Raw genomic sequence first — 23,935 nt, forward strand, 5'->3', positions numbered from 1 at the left:
CTATCTCCGATTGAACTCTGTTGGTCGAAACTCAAGCAGTTTCTTCGCTCAAAAGCGGCTCGCACCGATCAAGCCCTCGACCAAGCGATGACGGAAGCAGTTCAGTTCATTACTGAAGATGACGCCATTGGTTGGTTCAATCACTGTGGTCTATTCACATGAAATTTGCTGTAATTGAGCAATGTGGATATAAAGCGATTGATGCAGGGGTGTTAGTTGTGGCTCGTTCTTTAGAAACCTTATCAACAGCTTGGGTACAGTTTGCGGTTGCTAGTCAATTATTTTCAAACCTCGGATTGAAGGTACAGAGACGCTAGCAGAAGCATAACAAGTCGCTGCACCAGAACGCCACGAAGTGCTGGTTTAAGGTTATCTGTGTCCGGTGAACTTAGTCGTGAGGAGGCTTTATCCATGCGCGCAGTCATCTTCGACATTGACGGCACTCTCCTTCACTCTAGTAAACTCGATGACGAAACGTACGCCTCTGCGATTCACGATGTACTGGGACCTGTGCAATTCAGAAAATCATGGAGCCACTATAAAAACGTCTCTGGTTCTGGAACCCTCCTTGAAATTCTTGGTGACAATAACATCGGGAATACCGCTGCTGTGCTGCGTGCCGTTGAGGAGGCATTTGTCGCTTGAGGAGGCATTTGTCGCTAGAATTTCTAGGCACATTGAGAAGCATGGGCCGATCATGGAGATACCGGGTGCGAAGGACTTTGTTAGTCAACTAGCGAGCTCAAGAGACTGCCAGATAGCATATGCCACCGCCGGATGGTTCGCATCTGCTCGGATAAAATTGAGATCATCGCAGTTTCCAGTGGATGGGATACCCTTGGCATCGTGCAACGATCACATTGATAAAGTCGCAATCATGACCCATGCGTTCAAGCAACTCACCGCACCGTTTGATTCAATTACATACTACGGCGACGGCGAGTGGGACAAGTTGGCAGCCAATGCGCTGGGTTGGAACTTTGTCCCTGTGGGGGAGAAGCTAAATGGTCTCCGGCACTTTAGTTAAACGCACCAGAGACCTTCACTTGGGAATCGTGCTCCGCTGCCAAACTAGGCATTGTTGCAAGTATTCGATTGACGTTGAAGAAGGTAGAGTGGTACGGCAGGAGCATAGATATAATTCCAGGTGGTCATTCAGCAGGTCTACTGGTTGATGGAGCTGGCATGAGCATCCTGAATTCTGTGTTAGAGAATCGAAAACAAAGAGAATACGTTTATATCGTAGTGCAGTGAATCAAAGGGATAGAAGGGAGTGCGAATAAGTGCGATCGGCAGTGATATCCAGCTAACCCTGCAATGCAGACGGACTGCTGGCTCAAGCGTCGGCATTGCGTTTTAGGGTACTTGCAGCCGCTGATTTTTACCGTCGGATGGCTTGGGTTACTGACTGGGGTAGAGTAGTTAACTTGTCTTACTAGTTTTTAAGATTAAGTAGCTGTAACTCTTCTGTAGACCAGCACTATGCCTCATCCAGTTTCTAGATAGAATAGAGATTAGTTTCTGATCTGGCAGATGGAGAGGTAAACCCAAATGGTACAAACACCATCTAAAACACTGACATTGGCAGAGTTTTTACAATTACCAGACACGAAACCTGCAAGTGAATATATTGATGGTCAAATTATTCAGAAACCAATGCCCCAAGGGAAACACAGTGTTATTCAAGGGGAACTTGTACCTGCTATCAATGGAGTAGTTAAGTCTAAGCGTATTGCTCGTGCATTTCCTGAGTTACGCTGCACCTTTGGTGGTCGTTCAACTGTTCCTGACATTGCAGTTTTTCTTTGGAACCGGATTCCCCGTGATGAGAATGGAGAGGTTGCCAACACGTTTCCTGCTGCGCCAGATTGGACAATTGAAATCTTGTCTCCTGATCAAAACCAAACAAAAGTAACGAAGAATATCCTTCATTGTCTGCGGTATGGAACCCAAGTGGGTTGGTTAATTGATCCAGATGAACAAACCGTGTTTGTCTATCGCTCAAAACAAGAACCTGAAGTGTTGGATGAGCCAGATGAAGTTATTCCGATACCATCGTTTGCAAGTGAGCTACAGCTTACAATCAAAGATTTGTTTGCTTGGTTATTGGAGTAGGACTTGAGTAGTTTCCAGCTAGCTAACACTGCCTTGGTACGGACGGAACAGAGGTTAACGGTGAGAATTCAAAGTTATCTGCCGCCGCACAACTTTGCCCTTATCTGTCTTCTCAGCCGATGTAGATACAGTCACTGATGCTGGCATTCTCGAAATAATGGCAACGGCTGACTTAAAGGCAATGGCGAAGAAACGAGGAATTGCTGGTATCAGCCAAATGAAAAAGGATGATTTTGTTGAGGCGTTGAGTATTCCCTTGAAATAGCTAGATTATGAATACTTGAGTTTAGATTACTGGCCCGATCGCCCATCTCACAGCCTAGCAAGCGCGTTCCAGCAGAATAAAAGAAGTCCTCGGTGCTGAGTTTAATGTTACTTCCTACCGCTGAGCGCAACCGTTATACTCCTGTATTCCCTTAAGGAATCTATCCAGAGGGAAAACTGTCTCATGTCGCGTCGGCTGTTACGATCGCTACTTTTAAAGTAGCCATAGATAAAATAGGCATAGATCCATCACCGCATGAATAGAACTCGATGACCGCTTCTTCGCTGACGACAATCAAGTTTTTGCAGCATCCCACCTCTGAGGCGTGGATTCAGCAGGCGATCGATCACCTGGACGTGATTTTGCTGGATCATTCCCATTGTGAGCGCAAAGCGGCGGGCGTGGCATTGAATTTGATGTTTCGCTATCCGTCGAGCCACAAGCTGGTGAGAGCGTTGACTGCCATTGCTCAGGAAGAGCTAGAGCATTTTGAACAGGTAAATCAGTGGCTCGATCGTCGTCAGATTGCCCTTGCCCCCTTATCTGCTCCGCCCTATGCGGCTGGGCTGAAAGCTGAGATTCGGAAAGCTGAACCCGATCGAATGCTCGATTCGCTGCTGATTTCCGGGCTGATTGAGGCACGTAGCCATGAGCGATTGGGTTTGCTAGGGCTGCACTGTCCTGAGCCAGAACTCGCCAAATTTTATCGGGGACTGATGGCATCCGAGGCACGGCACTACGGCGCATACTGGACGCTGGCAATCACCTATTTCGATCGCGACCTTGTGAATCAGCGCCTGGAGGAACTGGCGATCGTTGAAAGTCGTCTGCTGGAAACCCTTCATCCCGAACCGCGAATTCATAGCTAGCCCAACCTCAAGCAGTCTTAAAACTGGCACTCCTCCCGGTTCAGCAGGAATGCGAAACGTTAGGATGCAGGTAGAAACCTTCCCGATCGCCGCGAATTTATCTGTATTGGTGAGGGAGGAGAACTTATGAAACGACCTGTTCGATGGCTTGCAATTCCCGCAGCACTGGCAGCGCTGTTTAGCCTGGTTCCTGCTGCTCACAGTAATCCTGTGCGAACTCCCCTGGCTGCGCCCGTTACCGTGACTGGAAGTTCGGGCGGTTCGCAGTCGAGTCAGTGTGGGTTTATTCCCGGTAGTCCAAACCAGGTGGTGGTGGTCAACCAACCCACATCGCTTCGTTTTAAGCTGCAAGGACAAGGACAGCCCACTCTGCTAATTCAAGGTCCGGTCAATCGCTGCGTGATGGCAGATCAATTTTCGGGCGGCATGATTGATGTGCCGGGTGTGTGGCAACAGGGAACCTACTCGGTATTTGTGGGCGATCGCGCTCAGACAAGCCACCCCTACACCCTCTCGATTACGCAGATCAACTAGTTCGTTTCATTGGTTTGAAATGTACACTGCTGAGAGAATCGTAAGCATTAGAAAGTCGATCCCGCTGCGGTTTGCCGCAACGCTGCTGATCCAGGCGGGGTTGATTGCGACGATTCCGGCTCAGGCAGTCTACACGCATCTGACGGGAAAGCCGATCGTTCTGCAAACCCTGCCCGTCGATCCCTACAACTTGCTGCAAGGCTATCACCTCACCTTCAGCTATCAAATTGCGAATTTACAAACGCTGGAAAAGCTTCCCGGTTGGGAGACGATCGCCCCGCAGCTCAACCCCCAGCCCAAAGCCGGAGATAGCTCCTCGACGCTAGATTTGCCCAGCACAAGCTTTTATGTGATTTTGCAGTCGCCCGATCAGATTACTCAGCCGCCTCAGCCCTGGAAACCCGTTGCCGTGTCCGATCGCTATCTCACTCGGCTTGAGCCAAATCAAACTGCGATCCAGGGTATTTATCAGCAGGGAACGGTGCGCTATGGGCTAGAAACGTATTACATCCCGGAAGATCAGCAGGTTGATCTGAATCAGCAGCTTCAACAAGTTGGGCAGGCATCGATTCAGGTTGAGGCAAAGGTGGGTACAGACGGGCATTCTGTGCCGCTTGGCTTTTGGGTCGATCAAGAGCGGTATCAGTTCTAGCCGCTCAACTCTTCTTTAGGGATTGCAAAGTTATTCAGTTGAGATTCTTCTAAGCGGCTTTGCTTTGCCGCAAAAACTTGAGGAAGATCTCAGTCAGGTTTGCCTCATCTCGCTCTAGCCGTACGATCGCCGCAGGTTTCAGGATATCGAGCACCGGGTAAAGCAACTGCGAATCTCGCACATAGACAAAGCGATCGTCCATTGTGCCGCCCAACGCTTCGATTTTGCTGATTTGAGTCGGGGTTAAATTTTCGGCTAGCTCGATTGTGTATGCCGTGCCAGAAAACTGCCGGATTAGCTCCGCTGTTGGCTCCTCGACAACGATTTCGCCCCGGTTGATGATTGCCACGCGATCGGACAGTTCCTCGGCAATATCAAGCTGGTGGGTGGTAAGCAGAATCGCTCGCCCTTCCTGGGCAATTTCGCGCACGAGCTGTTTGACTGCCTGGGTTGCTTCCACATCCAATCCTAGAGTTGGCTCATCAAGCAAGAGCAACTGCGGATCGTGAATCAGGGCAACGGCGATCGCCAGCTTTTGCTGCATCCCCCGCGATAGGGTTTGTACCAGTGCTCGTCGTTTTTCGACCAGATCAAACCGCTCTAGCAGTTCTTTACCGCGCTGTCGGGCAACCTTACGACTCAAACCGCGCAATACGCCAAAATACTCCAGATTTTCCTGAGGGGTAAGCCGCCAATAAACGTTGCGATTGCCTTCCAGCACTGCCCCGATCGATCGCAAAGCCCACGGATCACGGTGAGGATCGCGCCCAACAATTCGCACTTGTCCGGCATCAGGCAAAATCAGCCCGGCAATCATTTTGATCGTTGTTGTTTTGCCTGCCCCATTCGGACCCAGAAATGCCAGCACTTCCCGTGAGGCGATCGAGAGAGACACATCCTGCACTGCAACGGTCGGTTTTTTACGGTCTGGATAGGCTTTTCGCAGGTGGTGCGCCTCAAGGATGTTCATCAGGTTCAGCAAAGATTGAAAGATTCTCAGAATTTGCAGTATAGCGAGGGCGATCGAGCGTTAACAACCTCCACAAGGGTAGCTTCCGGCTATCACAACAAAAAATTAGGGCTGTCGCTAAGGCTGGATTCCGCATTTTTGTTGGCATTTCAACAGTTTTAATGCGATCGCCCTCCTTTGCTACTGCGACCGCTCACAGTCCTTCTGTCGTTCTACAGTCGAATTGCAACCTAATTCTGTGTTAATGCGATCGCTTGCAATTAGATTGCGACTCGATACATTGCCATTGCGAGCACTCACAGTTCTTCTGTCCGCTCTACAGACGAATTGCAACTCAATCCAGTGTTAATGTGATTGCTTGCAATTGGATTGCGACTCGATACATTGCCATTGCGATCGCTTGACTCCACTCATGCTCCAAACAACTCTGTCAGAAGATTGATGGGGCATTCCTTTTTAACTTGCAACCTGTAATAGGAACCTTACAAATTAGCTCACACCAGATTGAACTAATTTGATTCTTTTTCAAATTGTAGTGAGAGATTATGACACAGCAAACACACCGACAACAGCATGCATTTCTTGAAAAAGTATTAGAGCGGAGTAGTTTGGAAACGATTAATGATGCTCAACGGGCGACAAATATAGTCTTCCGAATTTTGCGAGACATGATGTTAAATAAAACAAGTGACAAGATTGAAAAGGAACTCGAAGAAAGAGCACCTGAATCCGAGCATGAAGTGGTAGACCTTTGGCAGGATCCTAACGTGATGGTTGCTTTCTTCAGTCGGATCAGTCCTGCACAAGACCTACATATTAAGCCAAAAACTTTCATGTTGCGCCTCAGAGAAGAAGGTACTTTACCAGAAGGGGTTCCTCCAGAGGAGGTTACAGCGGCAGTGTTCTCAGCTACGAAAGAAATCTTATCTGAAGAACGGAACCAAGAGATTGCTGCATTACTTCCAGGTGAAATTCGACAAATTTGGGAGCGTTCCTAATTAATTTTAGGTAGCAGTTCTCAGTACAGGACAAAAAAATAAGAGTTCTGGTTTTTGTCCTGTACCTAGGTAGCAGTTAGTAATGACGCATCAATCGCTTTGACTTCAATGGTGCTGGTAAGCGATCGCGCTCATAACAACTGTTGGGAAACACTGCACAATCGTTGAACTAGATTGGCTTTATCACAGAAGTACCACCCTCGCTAATAACGCAGAGGGCTAACGTTGTCCATCACCCGCCGCAAACAACCTCAAACGCACAACGAATACCCTCTCGACGATCGGTGTGCATGGGCATTGTGAGGTGACGAACGTTGCATCACTAATCGGTAAGATAGAGATAAACGAAGTAACCTGCAGGCACCCTCATGAATTCAACGACTGGATTGCTAACCCGCATTACCCAAACCCCTGGTCAATGTGGTGGTCGTCCATGTATTCGAGGGATGCGAATTCGAGTCACCGATATTTTAGAAATGTTAGCCGAAAATGTTAGTGTTGCTGAAATCTTAGAAGACTTCCCCGACTTGGAACTGGCAGATATTCAAGCATGCTTGCTCTTCGCTGCACGACGCACTGACTTTCCTAGATTGACGGCATGAAAATTTGGGTTGATCCTCAACTGCCTCCAATCCTAGCAAATTGGCTGACAAACACCTTTGGCTTAGAAGCTGCTGCCCTGCGGGACTTGTCACTTCGAAATGCTCAAGATATCGAAATTTTTGAAGCAGCACGAGCTGAAAACGCTGTGATTATGACAAAAGACAGCGACTTCATCGACCTGGTATGTCGCTTAAGAACACCTCCCCAGATTCTGTGGCTGACCTGTGGCAATGTCACGAATCGCTATCTGCAACAATTGCTGACCGCTACTTTGCCTGATGCGTTAGAACAACTACGGCAAGGAGAAATGATTGTGGAAATCAGCAATGCTCCTTAAATCACTCATCGACAAAGCCAAAACATCACCCTACAGATAACACTCTGATAACTTGACCTCGGATACTGACAAGTAGCATTGGAGTACTTTCATGACTGAGAACTCAAGCTACCTAACGACGCCTATCACCCGCCGCAGATAACCTCGGATACTTCACAGATACCTTCTCAACGGTCGACGTGCATTGGGATTGTTATGCCGTTTCGCCTAATGCATCACTTAATTGAACGCTCCAATCCATATCTCATCATGACTGGAACAATGATCTTATGTACTGGTCTAACCGGAACAAAGTAAGCTCGACCCAGCCAGTTATTGAACTTGACCACAGTTGAAACAACAACCCAGCATTTTTTCTCCTCACGCTCTAATTGGATCGAAACCCGGTAATCTAGATGCTTATCATCTTCGCCGAGCATAATCTCTTCGTTCTGCCTACGATCGAGTATCTCGAATGCGCCGACTGCTGTTCCTGGTTGAAGTTCTTCCTGACTAATGGATGGAATTGCATCAATCGATGTCTTTAGACCAAACGGGCGAACAATAACATTGCGGAGTTCCAATAATTGCGCGACCCACTGCGGCATTGTCAAGAAGATTGCTCGTGTCACTGAATCTATGTTTTGAGGTTGATCTTCTGGAAGCTGACATCTAAACGCATCAGCAAAATCGAGGCGTGGTAGCGATCGCACAGCTAGACTGGTGCTGGGAAGATCGATTTCTTGGACAACGATTTTTTCCATTTGTTCGCCTCCTCAACCTGGAAGATTGCTTCAACGATACTCTTCGGATTACCACCCCAGCCCTGAACTCAAGCAAGTTAATTTTGAGTACCAACCGATAGCGTCTTAACTGCGTGCCCGCTCAAAACTTGCGGCATAACAACTATGGTCAGCGGCGGCAAAAAGATAGGTCGTATGCGAGAGGTCTTCGTGCTGTGCGCTATACCAACGTGTTAGGCAAGACAGACTTGACTTTATTATGATGCATCAATTAGCCGACGCAGCCTTTCCTTTTCTGCCTTTAGGTCATTTTTCAATTTTGCTATTGCTTGCTCAGTTTCCTCTAACTTTGATAGTGAATCATCTATCATTTTTGAGGATTGTTGCAGAGCTTTTGGAACTTCTTGACTTTTTCGCATCGATTCTTCCAAGTACTCAGAATCAGAAGCATCAATGTCTAAAGAAGAACCTATTTGCTGAAACATAATAGGATCTATAAAGTCAGAGCGAGATTTGATACGTTCAAGTACCTGTATTACGTCATCAAGGTCTGTCCGAAATCTATCTAGAAAACCTCCTGAATTCATTCCTTAATCTCCTTGCTATAAGTTACGATGAATTGATGGCCGAAGCTAATTCTACCGGTAGCAAACAAATATGATCGTCTTGGCTCTGAGCCTAACAATTTATTATAGGGACCCTATCTGTCTATCTCCCCGTATTGAGTAAATCAACAGATTCTCTGCTGGATGTTCCCCCTAAATCCGGGTTTAAGCAGTAAGGCTGCTGGATATCTTGCTCAGTCGGGTTGGATAAACAGCAAAGTTCTAGATATCTATCTTTGCTCAATGCACGATCGCCCGAAAGACCAGTATTGCGACCAAAGAAAAACTTTGATACGGTTGGGATGGCTCTTTTATTGCAACGAGTGAGCCACCATCCTCTAGAGATTGACTGAGGGAGTTTCGATTACCACATAGGGTAAATTCGATCGCTGACTAAGAGTGTTTGCACCACTCAAAGCCAGCTAACCTCCCGGACTGGTATAGGCAGTCTGAAAGGCTAGAACGATTATAGTTCCAGCCGATCGGTCATGTTTGAAAGTCTTCAAGTTAGTCTCTAGGGTTTCTTTACCCTAGGAGATTTGAATATGACATATCCCACCGAGTCGCAAACGGCTGTCGGTCAAATTTTGTCCGCGTATTTTGAGCGAGAAGCGGTCAACATTCTGCTAATTGGCAATCCTGCTGCCGTGGAACAGTGTGTGATTGAGCTGGAGCGCAAAGGCTTTTGTGATAGCTATGCCTGAAGTCCAGCTTTGCCTTTACCCGAAAATGCTTCTGTCATCAAACCGCAACCTGGAGCCGTAATGCGAGTGTATAAACGCTGGTATCCGCCTGCACAGCGCATTCCGTTGTAGGGGCGATTTTTACAGAAGGGCGATCGTTTATAGATAGGGGCGATCGTTCTTCGTGGCAGGGATTGTTCTTTAGAGCGCTCTGCCACCACTCATAGCCAGTCAGAGCGAATCGCTTCTATCTAATGACAGAGACAGACTGTATCCGTAAGTGCCTGTTCAATAGCAGAGATTTGTTTATGATTGGGGGAATCCACCGATCGCCCTCGATGCTATGCTGCTGGACTCTAGTTTTTCGACTCGTCAATTTGCTTCTACCCGCCCAGTCGATTATCTGCGGCGAACCGTGCGTCCGATCGGCGTATATGCGTTGCGGGGGTTAGCGTCAGACGGAAAGCGGTTGCTTGCGCTGGATACGGTGCGCGGCTATGTGGTGGAAGTAGACTGCGGTAGCGATAATACTGCGGTTGTGAATCCGCTGAAAGTGAAGGATTTTCAAGATGCTGCAGGGCTGGCACTAGCAGACGATCGCCTCTGGTTCACTCAGAAGAATGACGTTTTTTGGTGCAGCTTGACCGATTTTGAGCCGCAGCATTTTGTCAGCCTGCCCTACGATGCGAATGGGGTTGCAGTGTGGCAATCGACGGTTTATGTCACCTGTCAGAGGGCAGGCTACCTGATGATCTTCGATCGCAAAACGGCACGCCAAATCACCAAGTTTCCGCTGCCGGGGGTTGGGGCAGAAAACATCACGGTTCGAGATGAGGAACTGTGGCTGTGCGACGACGAGGAACGTACGGTGTACTGCCTGGATCGGGCAACGGGCGAGGTGCAGTTTAGCGTTTTAACGCCCTACGATAAGCCGTCTGCCCTGTCGTTTCATCCCCATCCGCAAACCGGGGAACCCATTCTCTATGTGGCTTATGCGGGAGAGGAAATGTACATTCGCGACAATCCCAACGATGCTGAAAGCCCACAAGAGCTAGCCGTTCGCGATCGCACCTTTATTCATCCGCTTCATTTTTGCTATTACCCCGATCGCAACTTTGCCCTGTCGAATGGCTATCTGGTGGAAATGGCATATGTCGAAGAGCTGTCGCCCCTGGAAGAAGTGACACTGACCAATCTCGAATGGCGAATTGCCATGCCTGCGACGACCGATCGCCAGAAGGTGTTGAGCGTGGAACCCGTTGGGATGCCCTTTACAGAGGAAATCGAGAACGGACAGCACGTTGCGGTGTTTCGGTTCGATCGGCTGGCGGCTAACGAAGGGCGCATTTTTGGCTGGAAGGCGTTGCTGGAAGTGCGGGGAATCAAATACCAAGTCACGCCGCGCCAGGTGGAGAAAAGTCAGCCCCTGTCTCAGGAGTTGGCCGATCGCTATCTGGTCGATGATGATGATCTGGCAATGGATACACCCATGATTCAGCAGGCAGCCCGAGAGGCGATCGGCAGTGAAACCAATCTGCTGCGAAAAACGCTGAAGATTCGGAACTATGTGTACGATCGGATGTCCTACGGCATCAAGCCGCATATCGACACGCCGGATGTCGCCCTGGAGCGAGGAGTGGGTTCCTGCGGTGAATATGTAGGAGTTCTGCTGGCTCTGGCACGGCTCAACGGCATTGCCTGTCGCACGGTGGGTCGCTATAAGTGTCCGCCCGACCCCGATAAGCGGAATGTTTCCCTGGAACCGGACTTCAACCACGTTTGGGTCGAGTTTTACATTCCCGGCTTTGGCTGGCTCCCTATGGAATCGAACGTGGATGATGTGAACGAAGGTGGCCCTTATCCGACTCGATTCTTTATGGGACTACCCTGGTATCACGCTGAGATTGCTAAAGGCATTACGTTTGAATGGATCACGGCAGCAGACTTGCCCGATAATGTGTCGATCGGCGATCTATCCCTGAATCACGTCCGGTTCACCATCCTGGAAGAACTACCCCCACCCGAAGAAAACGATTAAGAGGAGGATAGGTTAGCGCAGCGCACGCATCAGCTTTAGGAAATGGTGAACCTTCAAAGCCATTATTGAGAACAATCCTGAAGCAATTGTGCGCTTTTTGGTATTGAATTTGGGATTGAGTAACTGTTTGTTTCAAGCATGCAAAATACGGAGAAAGTTAAAGCTCAAATTCGAGCCACCTTTGCTCAGATTGAATATCCCGGTGATTGGTGTCTGAAGAGAAGCAATGAAGGCGACGAACCATTTTTGCTGGAACAGGAGTTTAAAGGAAAAGATAAATGGGAAGTTCTTGATCCCAAATTTATAGATCAGGCTCCGGGTGGTTTTGCCTCGGCATTAAGCTTCTTCTCAGAGGAGGCATTTCGCTTTTACCTTCCCGCTTACCTGATTGCCGATATTGATGAATGTTTGCAATGCAGCAATCCAATTTTTCACCTGACCCACGGTCTTACGAATTCCTCTCGAAACGATCGCATTAATCCAAGACGTTATGGAGATCGAACCTGGTTTGACCACGCCCAGCACCGATTTTCGGTTTTTACTCGTGAGCAAGCAGCGGCGATCGTGGCTTACTTAACCTTAAAGCGAAACGCAGAGAACATTATTGAATTTGAGCAACAGCAAATTGATGAAGCCCTCAAAAACTACTGGTATCAGAGGGCTCCGACTTTGGAGAATTTTGAATGAATCGGAAGTCTTCCACGCATGAAGGGTTGGGGGACTGCAAGGCAGGTTGGAGCGCGGGGATTGCTTCTCTCAGTTCAGCCTTTGCCGTTCGATCGATCGTCTGAAATCATGGCGCGGATGCTTTCCACCGAGGCGGTGATGCTGCGCGGGTCAATAAACATGACTTTGCTGCTGTCGCTGGTTCCGATCGTCTTGCCCATGTCCATGTAGTTCTGCGTCATCAAGAATTGCAGAGCCTCGCGGGCATTGGGGTCAGATTGCAGCGTTTTGCCGATAATTTGCAGGGCTTCAGCCGTTGCCTGGGCTTTGAGGACTTGCTCTTGACGGGCAGCCTGGGCACGCAGAACGGTTGCTTTTTGTTCGGCTTCCGCCCGCAGCAGCAGGGATTTTTGCTGTGCTTCGGCATCCAGGATTTGCGCTTCGGCTTTGCCTTTGGCGGAGTTGACCGACGACTCGCGATCGCCCTCCGAAGTCAGGATTGCTGCCCGTTTGCGACGCTCTGCTGACATTTGCAGTTCCATCGACTCCTGCACCGCCTTCGAGGGAATGATATCGCGCAGTTCCACCCGAGTAACTTTCACGCCCCAGGGATCAGTAGCAATATCTAAATCGCGCAGCAGCAGTTCGTTAATTTCAGAGCGAGCCGTAAAGGTTTCGTCGAGTTCGAGTCTGCCCATCTCCGATCGAATTTGGGTCAGCACCAGATTTACCATCGCCGATTGCAGATTTTCCACCTTATAAAAGGCGCGTTCCATATCGACAATTCGCCAGTAAACCACCGCGTCCACGGTAATCGAAACGTTATCGCGGGTAATGCAAGTTTGGGGCGGAATATCCAGCACTTTTTCCCGAATTGTTTCCTGGTAGGCAATGCGATCGATAAACGGAGCCGTCAAGTTAAATCCGGGAGTCAGTTTGCGGTTATAGCTGCCCAATCGCTCGACCAGAGCTTCATTTCCCTGGTTCACAATTCGCACGGAACCTGCAATGCCTGCGCCGCCCAGTGCCAGTGCGATAAAGGCGAGAAAAGCTTCCATTTTTAATACTCCTTATCCAGATGGATTGAAATTGAATAATTCGAATTGAGGTCAGTCGGAAGATGAGGGCGTGGGGAGGGGCAAGTGAAACTTGTTTGCCGTTGCAACCGAGCGAAGCAGTTCTCTCTACGGGGTAATCGCCCTGAGTAACTTCTTAAAAAAGAACTTGCTGCGTAACTTCTGAGGGCAGCGAAGAACCCCTTTTTCCAATCGCCAGGCAACTTTTTCCAATCTGCAAGGCAACTCCCCTCTAAGAGAATCAAATGTTTATCCCTAAATTCCCAATCGCCCTGCTTCATTCTTCTCAAAAAAGATTCTTAACTCCCATTTCCCCATCTCCTCACAGCCCCGATCGCAGCAAATTCTCAGGCATCACAATCAGCGTCGTACCGCGTCGCTCGACCACATAAACCTTCTGGTTTGCAGGAATGGTTAACCCTTCGTCGTCGCAGCGTGCCTGCCAGGAATTGCCTTCGTAGATGACCCGTCCGGTTTGACCGGGCAGGATAGGGGTGAGGGTTTGAGCCTCGCGGGTGTCCTGGATTAAGTGATGGGTTTTGCGGGGCAGCAGGCGACGAGTCAGCAGCGTTAGCACAACTGAGAGAATCAGCCATAGCCCGACCTGAATTCCCAGACTGGGCACAAATTGAGCCACGATCGCCACCAGGATCGCGCTGATGCCCATTGTTAATTCCACAAACGCAGTCGGCAGGATAAATTCCAGCACACACAGAATTACGCCTGCAATCAGCCACAGCATCGGAAGACTGAGCGACATATCCCCAAAATTCCCTTAGGTAAGGCGATCGTTCAACCCCGCTTCTGACAGAAAGATCAAGAATTATTTCGGAAGAAGCTTGCCAGAGTAGAGATCACACGATATACAAGAACGAATCTATCCTAGCTTGTCCGTTCTTTTGCTGCCCAGTCAGCTTACCCTTAGGGGGGAGTCAGGATTCAGTTTCAGGGTTTCAGTTCGTGTCGCCGTGAGCAGTGCTGTTATGCAGACGATTATGCAGACCATGCAAATTCAGTGTCCAAATCCAGAGTGCCGTCATCCTGCAAAGCTCACCGATCGGCAATGCGAGCAGTGCAATGCGCCAATAGTGCGTCAGTATCTCTGGGCAGTGGGCGCAAACGCAGATCAAATTCCGGTGGGAGCGATCGTGGGCGGTCGATATGCAGTGATCAGTCCCCGAATCTGGCTCGATACTCAGCCTGCTCAGTTGCCGGATGCGTCCTTGAATTTGCCGGATGCAGCTCTGCCCTACCTGCACCTCTATACCGATCGCCTGCATCTGCCCGGACTGTATGACTTGTATGCTCAGGGTCAAACCGCGCCGCCGATTTTGCTGCTAGAGAATGCGCCAATGACGGCAGATGGCGTACTGCTGCCTACTTTGGCATCTCTCTGGTCGAGCGCAAGTCCGGTGCGTCAGTTGTACTGGCTCTGGCAGCTATTGGATCTATGGCAGCCGCTCCAGCGCGAGGGCATGACGCGCAGTTTGCTGATGGTGGAAAATTTGCGAGTTGAGGGTTGGCGAGTTCGGCTGAGAGAGCTAATTGCGGATGAGATTGCCCTTGCCGTCACCGAATCCCCGGATATTGAATCCCCAGATTTAGATTCTCCCTTAAACGCTCCAATCCATGCGCCCACTCTGGTAGATTTGGGACAGTTCTGGCAGCCTTGGGCAGACGCGGCACAGCCAGAAATCAGGGAATTCCTACAGGCGCTCTGTCAGCAAATGCAGACCCTGGCCACTCCGGCAGAGCAGCATGAATTTCAGACGATCGCCCATCAGCTCAACACCTTCTTGCTGGAACAGGCGGCGCAGCTTCCGCTTAAACTGACGATCGCCGGAGCCACCCATACCGGACCTCAGCGCACCCACAACGAAGATACCTGCTATCCCGATCAGTTTCAGTTGCTCACCAACGATGGGCTGATGCCTTATACGGCGATCGTCTGTGACGGGGTAGGCGGACACGAAGGCGGTGAAGTTGCCAGCCAGCTTGCCTTGCGATCGCTCAAGTCTCTGCTGCGGGCGTTCTTTGCCGAAATTGCCGAACAAACAGAAGTCGTGTCGCCCACGGTGATCGCTCAGCAGCTCATCGAAGTGGTGCGAATCGTGAACAACCAGATTGCTGCCCAAAACGACGTTCAGGGGCGATCGATGCGGCAGCGCATGGGTACAACGCTGGTGATGGCACTGCAAGTTCCGCAAAAGCTTCCCACCGGCAGTAATTCCCATGAGCTTTATATCGTTCATGTGGGGGATAGCCGTGCCTACTGGCTGAATTCGCAGTCCTGTTTGCGGTTGACCACGGATGATGATGTGGCGGTGCGAGAGGTTCGCCTGGGGCGCAGTCTTTATCGAGAAGCACGGCAGCGATCGGATGCGGCAGCCCTGGTTCAGGCGATCGGCACACGCGACGCAGATACGCTGCAAATTACCGTCCAGCGATTTGTGGTGGAAGAAGACAGTCTGCTGCTGCTGTGTTCCGATGGGCTGAGCGATCATCAGCGAGTTGAGCAATCCTGGAACGCGATTACTCAAGAAGTGATGCGCGGCAAAATGACCCTCGAATCTGCCGTCGAATCCTGGATCACGATCGCTAATGAGCAAAACGGACACGACAATGCCTCGATCGTTTTAATGCACTGTCAGATCAATCCTGCGATTCAGCTCTACGAACCGCGTCCTGCGATCGAGCCTCAGCCTGTCACGTCAGACGCTACACCCGAAACTGACTTAACCGAATCCTCTAGGGCACTGCTCTACGACGAATATGCTGACTCGGCTCCTTCGTCAGAAAAATCTGCTCCCCGTCCCTGGGCGATTGCGATCGGGCTGGTGGCTACCCTGGTGACTGCGGCGGCAATCGGGGTCGGAATCTGGCGCACGGCTGATCCAATCGGATTCCAGCAGACAATCGAGCGGGTCATTCCTACGGATCGGGAATGAGTCACCGATCGCCAGTACAATATTTTCTGCAAGATAGGATCTTCTGCAAGACAGGCGAGCAAGTAAATAATGGACTATCGACAGGCAGGGGTTGACGTAGAAGCAGGGCGGGCATTTGTGCAGCAGATTCGCACAATGGTCGAGCGCACCTTTCGCCCCGAAGTGCTCAGTGGCTTGGGCGGGTTTAGCGGCTTTTTCGAGCTGCCCAGCGGCTATCAGCAGCCCGTCTTAGTCTCTGGAACTGACGGTGTGGGTACAAAGCTTAAACTGGCGCAGCAGGGCGATCGCCACAACACGGTCGGGATCGATCTGGTAGCAATGTGCGTGAACGACGTGCTTACTTCTGGCGCAGAACCGCTGTTTTTCCTCGACTATTTGGCGACCGGAAAGCTGAACGGTGATCAGTTGACAGAAGTCGTCGCGGGAATCACCGAAGGCTGTCAGCAGGCGGGGTGTGCGCTGTTGGGGGGCGAAACGGCAGAAATGCCAGGGTTTTATCAGCCGGGGGAATATGACCTGGCAGGCTTTTGTGTGGGCATTGTGGAGAAAAGTCGAATTTTGAACGGGTCGCAGGTTCAGGTCGGTGATATCGCGATCGGTCTAGCCAGCCAAGGGGTTCACAGCAACGGCTTCAGTTTGGTGCGAAAAATTATTGAAACGAGCGGACAATCGCTGGTCGATCGCCCCGCCATTCTGCAAGGCAAAACCCTCGGCGAGGAACTGCTGACCCCCACCCAGATATATGTCAAGCCCGTTTTAGCTGCGCTGCGATCGGGTCTGGAGATTCACGGCATGGCGCATATCACGGGTGGCGGGCTGCCGGAAAATTTACCGCGCTGCCTGGGAGCCAATCAGTCGATCCAGGTGAATGCTCAGAGTTGGACGGTTCCGCCGATTTTTGAATGGCTGGCAACGCAGGGGCAGGTCGATCGCCTGGAAATGTTTAACACGTTCAATATGGGAATTGGCTTTGTGGTACTGGTATTGCCCGATCAAGTCGATCGCACTTTGGAGCATTTTCACGCGCAGCGGGTGTCTGCCTGGGCGATCGGCGAAGTGGTTTCTGGAACCGGAGAACTGTTGCTAAAGTAGCATTCTCTCTAAATTGTTGCTGATTTCTCTGTAATCCTATCAATTTCTCTATCTGCAATAAAATCTGCAACAAAAAGAAGGAAACGGTTTGCAGAACGGTAAGTGAATTCAAGCACAAACCGGGCTATTCCTCGCTCGCTGCGCTGCTTTTACCAAAAATGTAGCCTACTACAGCCGTCAACGTTGCTGTCAGGGTCGATCGCGCTCAGTCCTGCCATTCCTGAGAATATTCTTTGTTAAGGAAAACCGTCACACTAATAATCATTAGTGCCGCCACTAAAAGAACTCCTACCGCGTACAGCAGAAGCTCTTTGATTAAATCAGCCTGTGCCTTGCGCTCTTCTCGTCGCAGGCGCGATCGACGCTCTTCTGGCGTTTCGGACTGAATATCAATTTTGATGTTTGCAGGATTGATCCCTAATTGCCGCAGGTAGTCGTCTGTGGATTCCACCGGAATCTGAGGATGCGCTGCCTGGGGTGGAACACGTAATGGTGACCAATTCCCATAATCGATAGCCGTAACTAATCTAATGATGGAAATCGATTAATGGCGGTCGTTACTCCTACCCACAATGATTTTGTGCTGAGGTTTATCCAGCTATAGCTGAATCTAAGCTCATTATAGGCGCGTTAATTAAACAACGAGTAAACAATCAATGCACAAAATTTATGTAGAAGTTCCGCTAGAAAGAGTAAAGTTCGCGTTCTGCCTAGCCCAGGAAGGCAAAAGGACTGCCGATCGCGTGGATAGATGCGGTGCGTGCCCCATTTGCCCAGCAGGTGCGCGTCAGAATGGCATTATCGAAGTTTGCGTTGTGCAATCGGGTTCCGGTGAAACTGGCATCGGTGAGATCAGCAGATTGAAAGCTTGTTCCCCACTGAACCGTCAGAGCTGTTACGGCTTGGCGAATCATTGAATGTTGTCCGTCACCCTTCAGAGCACGCCAGCACTGATAGCCTGTCAGCATTAGAACGCAAGGCACAACCGCCACGATCGAGGCAACGATGTGAGTGATAGCAACGGTAGAGGCAAACCCCAGGATAAACACCGCAATAATCAGAGCCGCAGACCCCATCCCGATCGCCGCCCATCCCCCAGTCGCTAGCACTGTTGCCGTCACAGTTGCGGCTAAGACGGTGAGAACGATCGTGATCGCGTTTGCAATCGCAAAGGCAATCGAGAAGGCAATTGGGTTGATCAGAGTTGCGATCAGGGGTCCAGTCGCCGCCACCGAAACCGCTACCGCAAAGGCAATCAGAAACAGACTGAAGCCTGCCTTTAACCCGTGCCGCGTTGAAACAAACGTATAGCCAATCAGCAGCAGCAGCGTTGTCCAACCTGCAATGATTTCTTCAAATCGGGTCGTATGAACACGGATCTCGAGATTGACGATCGTTCCCATAATGCCTGCTCCAATGCCTAGCAGAGCTGCTAGCACCAGCAAACCCAGCGTCAGTAAGATTTTGCCGCGCAACCGTAACCCGATTCTGGCTCCTGCAAAATTGGCGCCCCGCAGCACTGATCGCCGAAAAGTGGTGCCGCGTAAGTTTGCCTGAGTGAAATCTGCGCCCGACAAATCCTGTCCCTGGAACGACAGTCCACTCAGATTGAGCCTGCTAAAGTTGCGTTCGCCCTGCTGATATAGTCTTACAATTTCATCTGCTTCTACCATGTGACTCACCTCATGGATAAACTTGATGCATCCTGACTGGCGCAGGTAGTTCTACCAAATCCTGCCAGCCTTGATTGCTCGCTGCTCAATCGATGCTCAATACTCAATCTCAATTGATCATTACCCTGACTAATGCTTGTCACGTCAGCGATAGTATGCTTTGCCGCTAGCCTCTGGAACGGGTAGATGAGCAAGGAGGTAGGTGCACGACATCGAAGCCTAACATATTGGCAAAGCATGGGTTGCGTTGAACTTCCAGTGAAGCTATTCTCTCAACCGTCTCTTAATAGATTAACAAAGAGATTATCCGTTTCCTAAACACCCTTTTGCTGATGCCGATCGCTGCGAGGCTGATGCAGTTTGTGATTTAAGCCGCTCTTCAGGAAAGGCAAAATTCTGGTACAGGATCACTGCCCCGTACCTCTCTGTCCTAACCTGAGTTTATCTTGATCTGAATTTGTCTTGACTTGAATTGTCCTAATTTTGTGCCCTCACTGGGAGAAGCAATATCAGGAGCCTTATTGATCATGAAACCTTTTGATCATGAAACCTTTTGACTATAAGTTAAAGCTGTGTAACTATCCCTGAACGTAATGATTTTTAGGGATTGTAGCCAGGACTACTTTCCGCTAAAACGCGTTCAGAAGATGGGCTGCGATTCGCTGAGCTGCTCCACTCGTTCCCATGCGCTGCTGCCCGTTTTGCTGAATCTGATACAGGCGATCGGGGTCATTGAGCAACGCCTTGACCGCAGATGGAACGAGGTGCGGCTGGTTGACCAGCGTAACCGAGCAGCCCAGCAATCGGGTTTGAGCTTCGGCAAAGGCAGGTGTGAACTGGGGTCCCTTTCCGGGCAGCGTAATCACGGGTTTACCCAAGCCTGCAAGCTGTTCAGTTCCCGTTCCTGCCATTGCGATGCCTAAATCTGCCTGATGCAGGCAGTTGTTAAACGCAGGGGTTAGCACCAGCCGCGCATTGGTTTGTCCATAAGATTCATCTGTTTGCTGCCGCCAGCCCTGGACGCGGAGCGTTTGCTGAAACTGGGTCAGATCTAGCCCCGGAGCGATCGCCGCCACAAATAGCAGGGATCGATCGGGCATCATCTTTTGCAGGGCAGTCGCAGACTCCACAATCAGATTCCAGTTGTCATACGCTTCAGGAATCCGTGAGCCGGGCAGCAGGGCAACGGTCATCGGCGGCGGCTCCATCGACGGCTCCATTGACGGCAGAAAGGAATCACCGCTCGGCTCCAGGCCATCCATCATTGGATTGCCCATATCGAAGGCGCGAATCTGCCATTGCTGCAAAAAGTTCGTCGTGATTCGATCGCGGGGAAACACAGCCCGACAGCGCGGACGGCTCATCAGCCATCGTTCCCAGGGCAAGTACACCGACCCCGACCAGCTTTCGAGCTGCTCAAACCACGATCGCCGGGGCAGCAACCCATGTTCATCCCGCAAATAGTATTCAGATTTCGCCGTGCCCACGAAAGCATAGGGCGCACCACTCCACCAGGCAAACAAGAGGGGCACAATGTCTCCTACTGCCAGAATGACGCCGCCCTGTTTTGCCCACGATCGCACGGTCTGAAGTTGAGTGCGGGTGAGCTGTACCAGTCCGCCTCGTAAATCCCTTACGAGCTGCCGCCCATCCATGTAGACAAATCCGCCTGAGGGCATCAGCTTCACGGCTCCCACAATCGGAATGCCCTGCTGCTGGTAGGCTCGTCCTGCTCCGACGATCGGCAGTGCGGCTATTTCGATCGCGGTGCACTGCTGCTGGAGTGCTTGCACAATTCGCAGCGCGATCGTGTCTTCCCCGTGTCCGTTACTAATACAAAGGAGACGCATGGCAAAGAAGGCGCAGGGTTAAAAGAATTTGCTGAATCAGGTGAACCCAGCCTAAAGCTCACTCACCTGGACGGCATCAAATTCGGCAATCAGATCGTCTACAAGCCGCATTACCTCATAAAGAAAAAGGTATTTATCTGAATTGCCATAGCGGTTGCGGTAGATGACCGTTTCCAGGTCGCGCACCCCCGAAGTAAAGCGGTTTTTGACCCAGGAGAGCGTCGCTGTGGGAACTTGTAATTCCGAGTTTCGTACCAGTTTCTCACAAATTGAGATTGCATCAGATTGCCGGATGAGTCTCACAAATCGCATCTGTACGCCCATCCCTGTGGGTAGCTCAACGCTATGATCGGGATGCAAAATGGTTTCTGGCTCCTGAAGCTTTTGTCTCAAAATCTGAAGTACATAAACTTCCTCAGATACATAGGCTCCTGCTCGCGACGGGAGAACTGGCTGTAGGCTATCAGTAAAGCGGCAGTTGAGATCTTGAATGGCTGCTTCGGTGTGAATCAACCGGGAGCTTAGCTCGTTGATAGTCTCGTTTAAGGATTGTTCCGGGAACTGGCTGAGCTGGTGTTTCAGTGCTTCAAGCTCTTCGCCGATCGCCGCTGGCGCAAAATGCTGCGAAAAATAGTTCAAATGTGCCTGAAGCTGGTGCAAATACTGCTCAATGTGCTGCACCCGATCGAGCAACTGCGGCAGTTCATCCAGCCTTTGCTGAAGGGTCTCGTAGTCCGATCGCAAACTGGAGACATCCTGCCGTAAACTGTTGACTTCGCCTGTCTCCAGCGCAATCAGACGATTCTGAGTTTTCGCGTAGGATTCTGCCATTGCCCGCCGCATCCGCATCAAAATTGCTTCCTGACCCGGCACGGTTGGGGCTGCTCCTGCAAGGCGATTAACAAATGCCGTTTGGTCAGCGCAGGCCTGCTCAAGGCGGTTGATCCGAAGCTGACTTTGTGTCCTGGAGACTTCAATCTGGCGACGATGCCGACTGTTTAAACCCACTGCAATCACAAGGGGCAGCATTCCCAGCACTGCCGGAATCACTGCTTGAGTAAATAGCGCAATCAGCAAACAGACCACCGAGATTGCGATTGCCAGGATTTCTACCGACCCTGTCCAGTCCTTTGACACATTCCTCACCCTGATGCAACTTAATACTAGATAGAACCTAAGCCGAAATGCGGGTTCTATCAAGCTAATCAGAAACTTTCTTCTAAGAATAATGCAGCGGAACAGTCAATCGCAGGCGATTTGGGGCTGCTATTCGTAATTCCCGAGGTTCTGATATCGGTATTGGGTGTAAGCATTAAATAGGACACCCACCAGGCTACAAACAGTACCAATCAATACAACACCCTGGACTTGGCTGCCGCTTCCAAAAATACTCAAAAAGTAGGCAATTTGAGCAATTGCGAACTGGCTTAACGACTCCTGCTGGGGCAAGTATGCCCACCCGCGTGCGATCGCAAACAGAACGATTGTAAGAACAACAGGCGCGATAAAGCTAAAGATTGCAGTAAGCACCAAGGAGCGAAAAAGATGAGTGATGTTAGTCATAGCGGCAGAAGGGGTGGCGGACAACGGGAAGGTTCTGCATTCAATGTTCAATTTCTTAAGTTCTAAGATAGTCGCCGATCGCCGATGTTCCGAGCACCTGTCAGAAATCTTAAATGGTTATTAAGAAACGCTGTCCACACAGACATAGGTTATGTTTAAGATGACAATTTTTTACAGTATGTTTTTTTATAGTCTGTAAGAATTAGCTCGATCGGTGGCTCTGTACAGGAATTAAGAAGATTGACTCAAACGGGACAAACAACAGATCTGGGACGATGGCTCCGACGTCTGCTGGCTGCAACCCTCTTGGGCGGGCAGGTGGTGGTTCATTTGCTGAAAGGCAAAGTCCAGCGGCGTAATACGATCGATCAAATGGTGGCAGTCGGTCCGGCTTCGGTACTGGTCGCGCTGCTGACGGCGGCCTTTGTCGGTATGGTGTTTACGATTCAGGTATCTCGCGAGTTTATTCGCTTTGGGGCAGGGTCGGCGATCGGAGGCGTGTTGGCGATCGCGCTGGCGCGAGAACTGGCTCCGGTACTGACTGCTGTGATTCTGGCGGGTCGGGTGGGGTCTGCCTTTGCGGCTGAAATTGGCGCAATGCAGGTAACAGAGCAAATCGACGCGCTGTATATGCTCAAAACTGACCCGATCGACTATCTGGTGATTCCCAGAGTCGTCGCCTGCTGCCTGATGCTGCCAATCCTCACCATTCTTTCGTTTATGACAGGTCTGATTGGCGGATTGCTGGTTGCTGATACGCTTTACAACATCTCGAACGAAGTTTTTCTCAACTCGGTGCGCGACTTTTTGACCCCATGGGATCTGGTGAGCGGCATGATCAAAGGCGGCGTCTTTGGTTCGCTGATTGCCGTGATTGGCTCAAGCTGGGGACTCACGACTTCGGGCGGCGCAAAGGGGGTAGGGCAATCGACCACAACGGCAGTCGTCACGGCACTGCTCACGATCTTTATTACAAACTTTTTCCTTTCCTGGCTGATGTTTCAGGGTCCGGGTAGCGAGCTGTTTAATCTATAACGGTTTAATTTGTAGCGGTTAATTTACAACGGTTCAATTTGTAAGGTTAATCGGTGGAGTTGCTGAGGCGGTGACAAGCGGTTTTCCTCTGGGGGCATCAGGCTGAGCAGGTAAAACCACATTCAGCGTCGCAGATTAAGCCTGTCCCTTAAAATAGAAAAGGCTTTGTTTAACGTTTGAGGGATGCGATCGCCATGACTACCTCACCCACCGCTTCGACTCCACCTGCTGCCACTGAGACAGTTCAGCTTGAACCCAGCTACGCAATTCCGATCGTGCTGGTGCTGGCGGCGATTCCCCTCTGGTTTGTTAATTCCTGGGTGAGTGGGACGATCGCCCTTTTGGGTTTGTTTCTTCTCATTCAGGCAGCAACATTGCGGCTGCGATTTACGCCCGTCGCCCTGGAGGTGTATCGAGGAGAAAAGATGATTCGCTGCTTTCCCTATCAGGAATGGCAAAACTGGCGCATTTTCTGGGTTAACGTTCCGATTTTGCTGTACTTCAAGGAAGTGAAGAGCATTCACTTTTTGCCTGTGCTGTTTGATGCGAAACTGCTGCGAATTTGCCTGGAGCAACGCTGTCCCCGCATTGATTCAGTGAGCGATCGATAATTTTGTACAGCCTTCAGGCTGTGATTCATT

General features: G+C 50.4%; 29 protein-coding genes. 18 read left to right on the forward strand and 11 right to left on the reverse strand.

The genetic code is table 11. The annotated features are described in order from the left end of the window. Positions 1-158: 158 nt before the first annotated feature. The 8 genes from NDI45_RS22385 to NDI45_RS22420 all read left to right on the forward strand — a co-directional run bounded on the left by NDI45_RS22385 (position 159) and on the right by NDI45_RS22420 (position 4,435). Positions 159-317, forward strand: a complete 159-nt coding sequence (locus NDI45_RS22385; protein ID WP_348248825.1) for a hypothetical protein — start codon at positions 159-161, stop codon at positions 315-317. 94 nt (positions 318-411) lie between these two features. Continuing rightward, positions 412-645, forward strand: a complete 234-nt coding sequence (locus NDI45_RS22390) for a hypothetical protein (RefSeq protein ID WP_348248827.1) — start codon at positions 412-414, stop codon at positions 643-645. 232 nt (positions 646-877) lie between these two features. After that, positions 878-1,027 carry a hypothetical protein gene (locus tag NDI45_RS22395; RefSeq protein WP_348248829.1) on the forward strand — a complete coding sequence of 50 codons (150 nt, stop codon included), beginning with the start codon at positions 878-880 and terminating at the stop codon, positions 1,025-1,027. Between the two features lie 524 nt (positions 1,028-1,551). Next, a complete protein-coding gene (locus NDI45_RS22400) occupies positions 1,552-2,115 on the forward strand; it encodes a Uma2 family endonuclease (RefSeq protein WP_190794395.1) in 564 nt (187 codons plus the stop codon). A 94-nt stretch (positions 2,116-2,209) separates the two neighbouring features. Further along, on the forward strand, positions 2,210-2,380 hold the full coding sequence (locus NDI45_RS22405; RefSeq protein ID WP_199296840.1) for a Rho termination factor N-terminal domain-containing protein: 171 nt from the start codon (positions 2,210-2,212) through the stop codon (positions 2,378-2,380). Between the two features lie 269 nt (positions 2,381-2,649). Next, entirely contained in the window at positions 2,650-3,249 is a 600-nt protein-coding gene (miaE, locus tag NDI45_RS22410; protein WP_190794396.1) for a tRNA isopentenyl-2-thiomethyl-A-37 hydroxylase MiaE, read from the forward strand. Between the two features lie 126 nt (positions 3,250-3,375). Next, positions 3,376-3,783, forward strand: coding sequence for a hypothetical protein (locus NDI45_RS22415; protein WP_190794397.1), 408 nt, complete (start codon positions 3,376-3,378; stop codon positions 3,781-3,783). Positions 3,784-3,802: 19 nt separating this feature from the next. Continuing rightward, positions 3,803-4,435, forward strand: a complete 633-nt coding sequence (locus NDI45_RS22420; protein WP_348248832.1) for a GDYXXLXY domain-containing protein — start codon at positions 3,803-3,805, stop codon at positions 4,433-4,435. 49 nt (positions 4,436-4,484) lie between these two features. Here the strand turns inward: NDI45_RS22420 and NDI45_RS22425 are convergent, their stop codons facing one another. After that, on the reverse strand, positions 4,485-5,405 hold the full coding sequence (locus NDI45_RS22425; RefSeq protein WP_190794399.1) for an ABC transporter ATP-binding protein: 921 nt from the start codon (positions 5,403-5,405) through the stop codon (positions 4,485-4,487). 545 nt (positions 5,406-5,950) lie between these two features. Between NDI45_RS22425 and NDI45_RS22430 the strand changes: the two genes are divergently transcribed. The 3 genes from NDI45_RS22430 (at position 5,951) to NDI45_RS22440 (ending at position 7,343) form a co-directional block, all read left to right on the forward strand. After that, on the forward strand, positions 5,951-6,403 hold the full coding sequence (locus NDI45_RS22430) for a DUF2267 domain-containing protein (RefSeq protein WP_190794400.1): 453 nt from the start codon (positions 5,951-5,953) through the stop codon (positions 6,401-6,403). Between the two features lie 368 nt (positions 6,404-6,771). Then, positions 6,772-7,005 carry a DUF433 domain-containing protein gene (locus NDI45_RS22435; protein WP_190794401.1) on the forward strand — a complete coding sequence of 78 codons (234 nt, stop codon included), beginning with the start codon at positions 6,772-6,774 and terminating at the stop codon, positions 7,003-7,005. Beyond that, positions 7,002-7,343 carry a DUF5615 family PIN-like protein gene (locus tag NDI45_RS22440; RefSeq protein WP_348248835.1) on the forward strand — a complete coding sequence of 114 codons (342 nt, stop codon included), beginning with the start codon at positions 7,002-7,004 and terminating at the stop codon, positions 7,341-7,343. Before NDI45_RS22435 ends, NDI45_RS22440 begins: the two co-directional genes overlap by 4 nt. A 215-nt stretch (positions 7,344-7,558) precedes the next feature. On the opposite strand, the gene NDI45_RS22445 is transcribed toward NDI45_RS22440, so the two are convergent. Both NDI45_RS22445 and NDI45_RS22450 read right to left on the reverse strand, forming a co-directional pair. Further along, complete coding sequence (locus NDI45_RS22445) at positions 7,559-8,086, reverse strand: DUF2867 domain-containing protein (protein ID WP_190794403.1); 528 nt, start codon at positions 8,084-8,086, stop codon at positions 7,559-7,561. A 236-nt stretch (positions 8,087-8,322) separates the two neighbouring features. Continuing rightward, a complete protein-coding gene (locus tag NDI45_RS22450; protein WP_190794404.1) occupies positions 8,323-8,652 on the reverse strand; it encodes a hypothetical protein in 330 nt (109 codons plus the stop codon). A gap of 563 nt (positions 8,653-9,215) precedes the next feature. On the opposite strand from NDI45_RS22450, the gene NDI45_RS22455 reads away from it, so the two are divergent. Next, positions 9,216-9,374: a hypothetical protein gene (locus NDI45_RS22455; protein ID WP_348248838.1), complete on the forward strand. Its 159-nt coding sequence runs from the start codon at positions 9,216-9,218 to the stop codon at positions 9,372-9,374. Here NDI45_RS22455 and NDI45_RS22460 read toward each other — a convergent pair. Continuing rightward, positions 9,365-9,571 (reverse strand): hypothetical protein, encoded by a 207-nt coding sequence (locus NDI45_RS22460; protein WP_348248840.1) that lies wholly within the window; start codon positions 9,569-9,571, stop codon positions 9,365-9,367. The genes NDI45_RS22455 and NDI45_RS22460 overlap by 10 nt on opposite strands. Before the next feature lie 125 nt (positions 9,572-9,696). Between NDI45_RS22460 and NDI45_RS22465 the strand changes: the two genes are divergently transcribed. Continuing rightward, positions 9,697-11,391 carry a transglutaminase family protein gene (locus NDI45_RS22465; protein ID WP_348248842.1) on the forward strand — a complete coding sequence of 565 codons (1,695 nt, stop codon included), beginning with the start codon at positions 9,697-9,699 and terminating at the stop codon, positions 11,389-11,391. A 138-nt stretch (positions 11,392-11,529) separates the two neighbouring features. After that, positions 11,530-12,078, forward strand: coding sequence for a DUF6714 family protein (locus tag NDI45_RS22470; RefSeq protein ID WP_348248844.1), 549 nt, complete (start codon positions 11,530-11,532; stop codon positions 12,076-12,078). A 74-nt stretch (positions 12,079-12,152) separates the two neighbouring features. On the opposite strand, the gene NDI45_RS22475 is transcribed toward NDI45_RS22470, so the two are convergent. Both NDI45_RS22475 and NDI45_RS22480 read right to left on the reverse strand, forming a co-directional pair. Then, positions 12,153-13,115, reverse strand: coding sequence for an SPFH domain-containing protein (locus NDI45_RS22475; protein ID WP_190794408.1), 963 nt, complete (start codon positions 13,113-13,115; stop codon positions 12,153-12,155). Between the two features lie 340 nt (positions 13,116-13,455). After that, complete coding sequence (locus tag NDI45_RS22480; RefSeq protein WP_190794409.1) at positions 13,456-13,893, reverse strand: NfeD family protein; 438 nt, start codon at positions 13,891-13,893, stop codon at positions 13,456-13,458. A gap of 223 nt (positions 13,894-14,116) precedes the next feature. Here NDI45_RS22480 and NDI45_RS22485 point away from each other — a divergent pair, with 223 nt between their 5' ends. Next, complete coding sequence (locus NDI45_RS22485; RefSeq protein WP_348248847.1) at positions 14,117-16,081, forward strand: protein phosphatase 2C domain-containing protein; 1,965 nt, start codon at positions 14,117-14,119, stop codon at positions 16,079-16,081. A 69-nt stretch (positions 16,082-16,150) separates the two neighbouring features. Next, positions 16,151-17,173: a phosphoribosylformylglycinamidine cyclo-ligase gene (purM, locus tag NDI45_RS22490; protein ID WP_348248849.1), complete on the forward strand. Its 1,023-nt coding sequence runs from the start codon at positions 16,151-16,153 to the stop codon at positions 17,171-17,173. 205 nt (positions 17,174-17,378) lie between these two features. On the opposite strand, the gene NDI45_RS22495 is transcribed toward purM, so the two are convergent. The 5 genes from NDI45_RS22495 to NDI45_RS22515 all read right to left on the reverse strand — a co-directional run bounded on the left by NDI45_RS22495 (position 17,379) and on the right by NDI45_RS22515 (position 22,259). Further along, the gene (locus NDI45_RS22495) at positions 17,379-17,624 is read right to left on the reverse strand and encodes a hypothetical protein (protein ID WP_348248851.1); all 246 of its coding nucleotides are present in this window, start codon (positions 17,622-17,624) and stop codon (positions 17,379-17,381) included. Between the two features lie 259 nt (positions 17,625-17,883). Beyond that, positions 17,884-18,846 carry a pentapeptide repeat-containing protein gene (locus NDI45_RS22500; protein WP_190794412.1) on the reverse strand — a complete coding sequence of 321 codons (963 nt, stop codon included), beginning with the start codon at positions 18,844-18,846 and terminating at the stop codon, positions 17,884-17,886. Between the two features lie 629 nt (positions 18,847-19,475). Further along, the gene (locus NDI45_RS22505; protein ID WP_348248853.1) at positions 19,476-20,696 is read right to left on the reverse strand and encodes a lipid-A-disaccharide synthase-related protein; all 1,221 of its coding nucleotides are present in this window, start codon (positions 20,694-20,696) and stop codon (positions 19,476-19,478) included. 51 nt (positions 20,697-20,747) lie between these two features. Beyond that, complete coding sequence (locus NDI45_RS22510; RefSeq protein ID WP_348248855.1) at positions 20,748-21,833, reverse strand: hypothetical protein; 1,086 nt, start codon at positions 21,831-21,833, stop codon at positions 20,748-20,750. Positions 21,834-21,962: 129 nt separating this feature from the next. Next, positions 21,963-22,259 carry a hypothetical protein gene (locus NDI45_RS22515; RefSeq protein ID WP_190790153.1) on the reverse strand — a complete coding sequence of 99 codons (297 nt, stop codon included), beginning with the start codon at positions 22,257-22,259 and terminating at the stop codon, positions 21,963-21,965. Positions 22,260-22,499: 240 nt separating this feature from the next. Here NDI45_RS22515 and NDI45_RS22520 point away from each other — a divergent pair, with 240 nt between their 5' ends. Together NDI45_RS22520 and NDI45_RS22525 are read left to right on the forward strand one after the other, a co-directional pair. Then, positions 22,500-23,294 carry an MlaE family lipid ABC transporter permease subunit gene (locus NDI45_RS22520; protein WP_348248858.1) on the forward strand — a complete coding sequence of 265 codons (795 nt, stop codon included), beginning with the start codon at positions 22,500-22,502 and terminating at the stop codon, positions 23,292-23,294. A gap of 194 nt (positions 23,295-23,488) precedes the next feature. Then, complete coding sequence (locus NDI45_RS22525; protein WP_190790151.1) at positions 23,489-23,905, forward strand: DUF3119 family protein; 417 nt, start codon at positions 23,489-23,491, stop codon at positions 23,903-23,905. Positions 23,906-23,935: the final 30 nt, after the last annotated feature.

The sequence above is a fragment of the Leptolyngbya sp. GB1-A1 genome, from assembly GCF_039962475.1.
Taxonomy (GTDB): domain Bacteria; phylum Cyanobacteriota; class Cyanobacteriia; order Elainellales; family Elainellaceae; genus Leptolyngbya_A.

Coding starts and splice junctions, on each gene's coding strand:
- NDI45_RS22505 (WP_348248853.1), bottom strand. CDS start 20,696: ATGCGTCTCCTTTGTATTAGTAACGGACACGGGGAAGACACGATCGCG.
- NDI45_RS22400 (WP_190794395.1), top strand. CDS start 1,552: ATGGTACAAACACCATCTAAAACACTGACATTGGCAGAGTTTTTACAA.
- NDI45_RS22465 (WP_348248842.1), top strand. CDS start 9,697: ATGCTGCTGGACTCTAGTTTTTCGACTCGTCAATTTGCTTCTACCCGC.
- NDI45_RS22455 (WP_348248838.1), top strand. CDS start 9,216: ATGACATATCCCACCGAGTCGCAAACGGCTGTCGGTCAAATTTTGTCC.
- NDI45_RS22445 (WP_190794403.1), bottom strand. CDS start 8,086: ATGGAAAAAATCGTTGTCCAAGAAATCGATCTTCCCAGCACCAGTCTA.
- NDI45_RS22440 (WP_348248835.1), top strand. CDS start 7,002: ATGAAAATTTGGGTTGATCCTCAACTGCCTCCAATCCTAGCAAATTGG.
- NDI45_RS22420 (WP_348248832.1), top strand. CDS start 3,803: ATGTACACTGCTGAGAGAATCGTAAGCATTAGAAAGTCGATCCCGCTG.
- NDI45_RS22450 (WP_190794404.1), bottom strand. CDS start 8,652: ATGAATTCAGGAGGTTTTCTAGATAGATTTCGGACAGACCTTGATGAC.
- NDI45_RS22385 (WP_348248825.1), top strand. CDS start 159: ATGAAATTTGCTGTAATTGAGCAATGTGGATATAAAGCGATTGATGCA.
- NDI45_RS22430 (WP_190794400.1), top strand. CDS start 5,951: ATGACACAGCAAACACACCGACAACAGCATGCATTTCTTGAAAAAGTA.
- NDI45_RS22485 (WP_348248847.1), top strand. CDS start 14,117: ATGCAGACGATTATGCAGACCATGCAAATTCAGTGTCCAAATCCAGAG.
- NDI45_RS22395 (WP_348248829.1), top strand. CDS start 878: ATGACCCATGCGTTCAAGCAACTCACCGCACCGTTTGATTCAATTACA.
- NDI45_RS22425 (WP_190794399.1), bottom strand. CDS start 5,405: ATGAACATCCTTGAGGCGCACCACCTGCGAAAAGCCTATCCAGACCGT.
- miaE (WP_190794396.1), top strand. CDS start 2,650: ATGACCGCTTCTTCGCTGACGACAATCAAGTTTTTGCAGCATCCCACC.
- NDI45_RS22515 (WP_190790153.1), bottom strand. CDS start 22,259: ATGACTAACATCACTCATCTTTTTCGCTCCTTGGTGCTTACTGCAATC.
- NDI45_RS22480 (WP_190794409.1), bottom strand. CDS start 13,893: ATGTCGCTCAGTCTTCCGATGCTGTGGCTGATTGCAGGCGTAATTCTG.
- NDI45_RS22500 (WP_190794412.1), bottom strand. CDS start 18,846: ATGGTAGAAGCAGATGAAATTGTAAGACTATATCAGCAGGGCGAACGC.
- NDI45_RS22390 (WP_348248827.1), top strand. CDS start 412: ATGCGCGCAGTCATCTTCGACATTGACGGCACTCTCCTTCACTCTAGT.
- NDI45_RS22470 (WP_348248844.1), top strand. CDS start 11,530: ATGCAAAATACGGAGAAAGTTAAAGCTCAAATTCGAGCCACCTTTGCT.
- NDI45_RS22475 (WP_190794408.1), bottom strand. CDS start 13,115: ATGGAAGCTTTTCTCGCCTTTATCGCACTGGCACTGGGCGGCGCAGGC.
- NDI45_RS22435 (WP_190794401.1), top strand. CDS start 6,772: ATGAATTCAACGACTGGATTGCTAACCCGCATTACCCAAACCCCTGGT.
- purM (WP_348248849.1), top strand. CDS start 16,151: ATGGACTATCGACAGGCAGGGGTTGACGTAGAAGCAGGGCGGGCATTT.
- NDI45_RS22415 (WP_190794397.1), top strand. CDS start 3,376: ATGAAACGACCTGTTCGATGGCTTGCAATTCCCGCAGCACTGGCAGCG.
- NDI45_RS22525 (WP_190790151.1), top strand. CDS start 23,489: ATGACTACCTCACCCACCGCTTCGACTCCACCTGCTGCCACTGAGACA.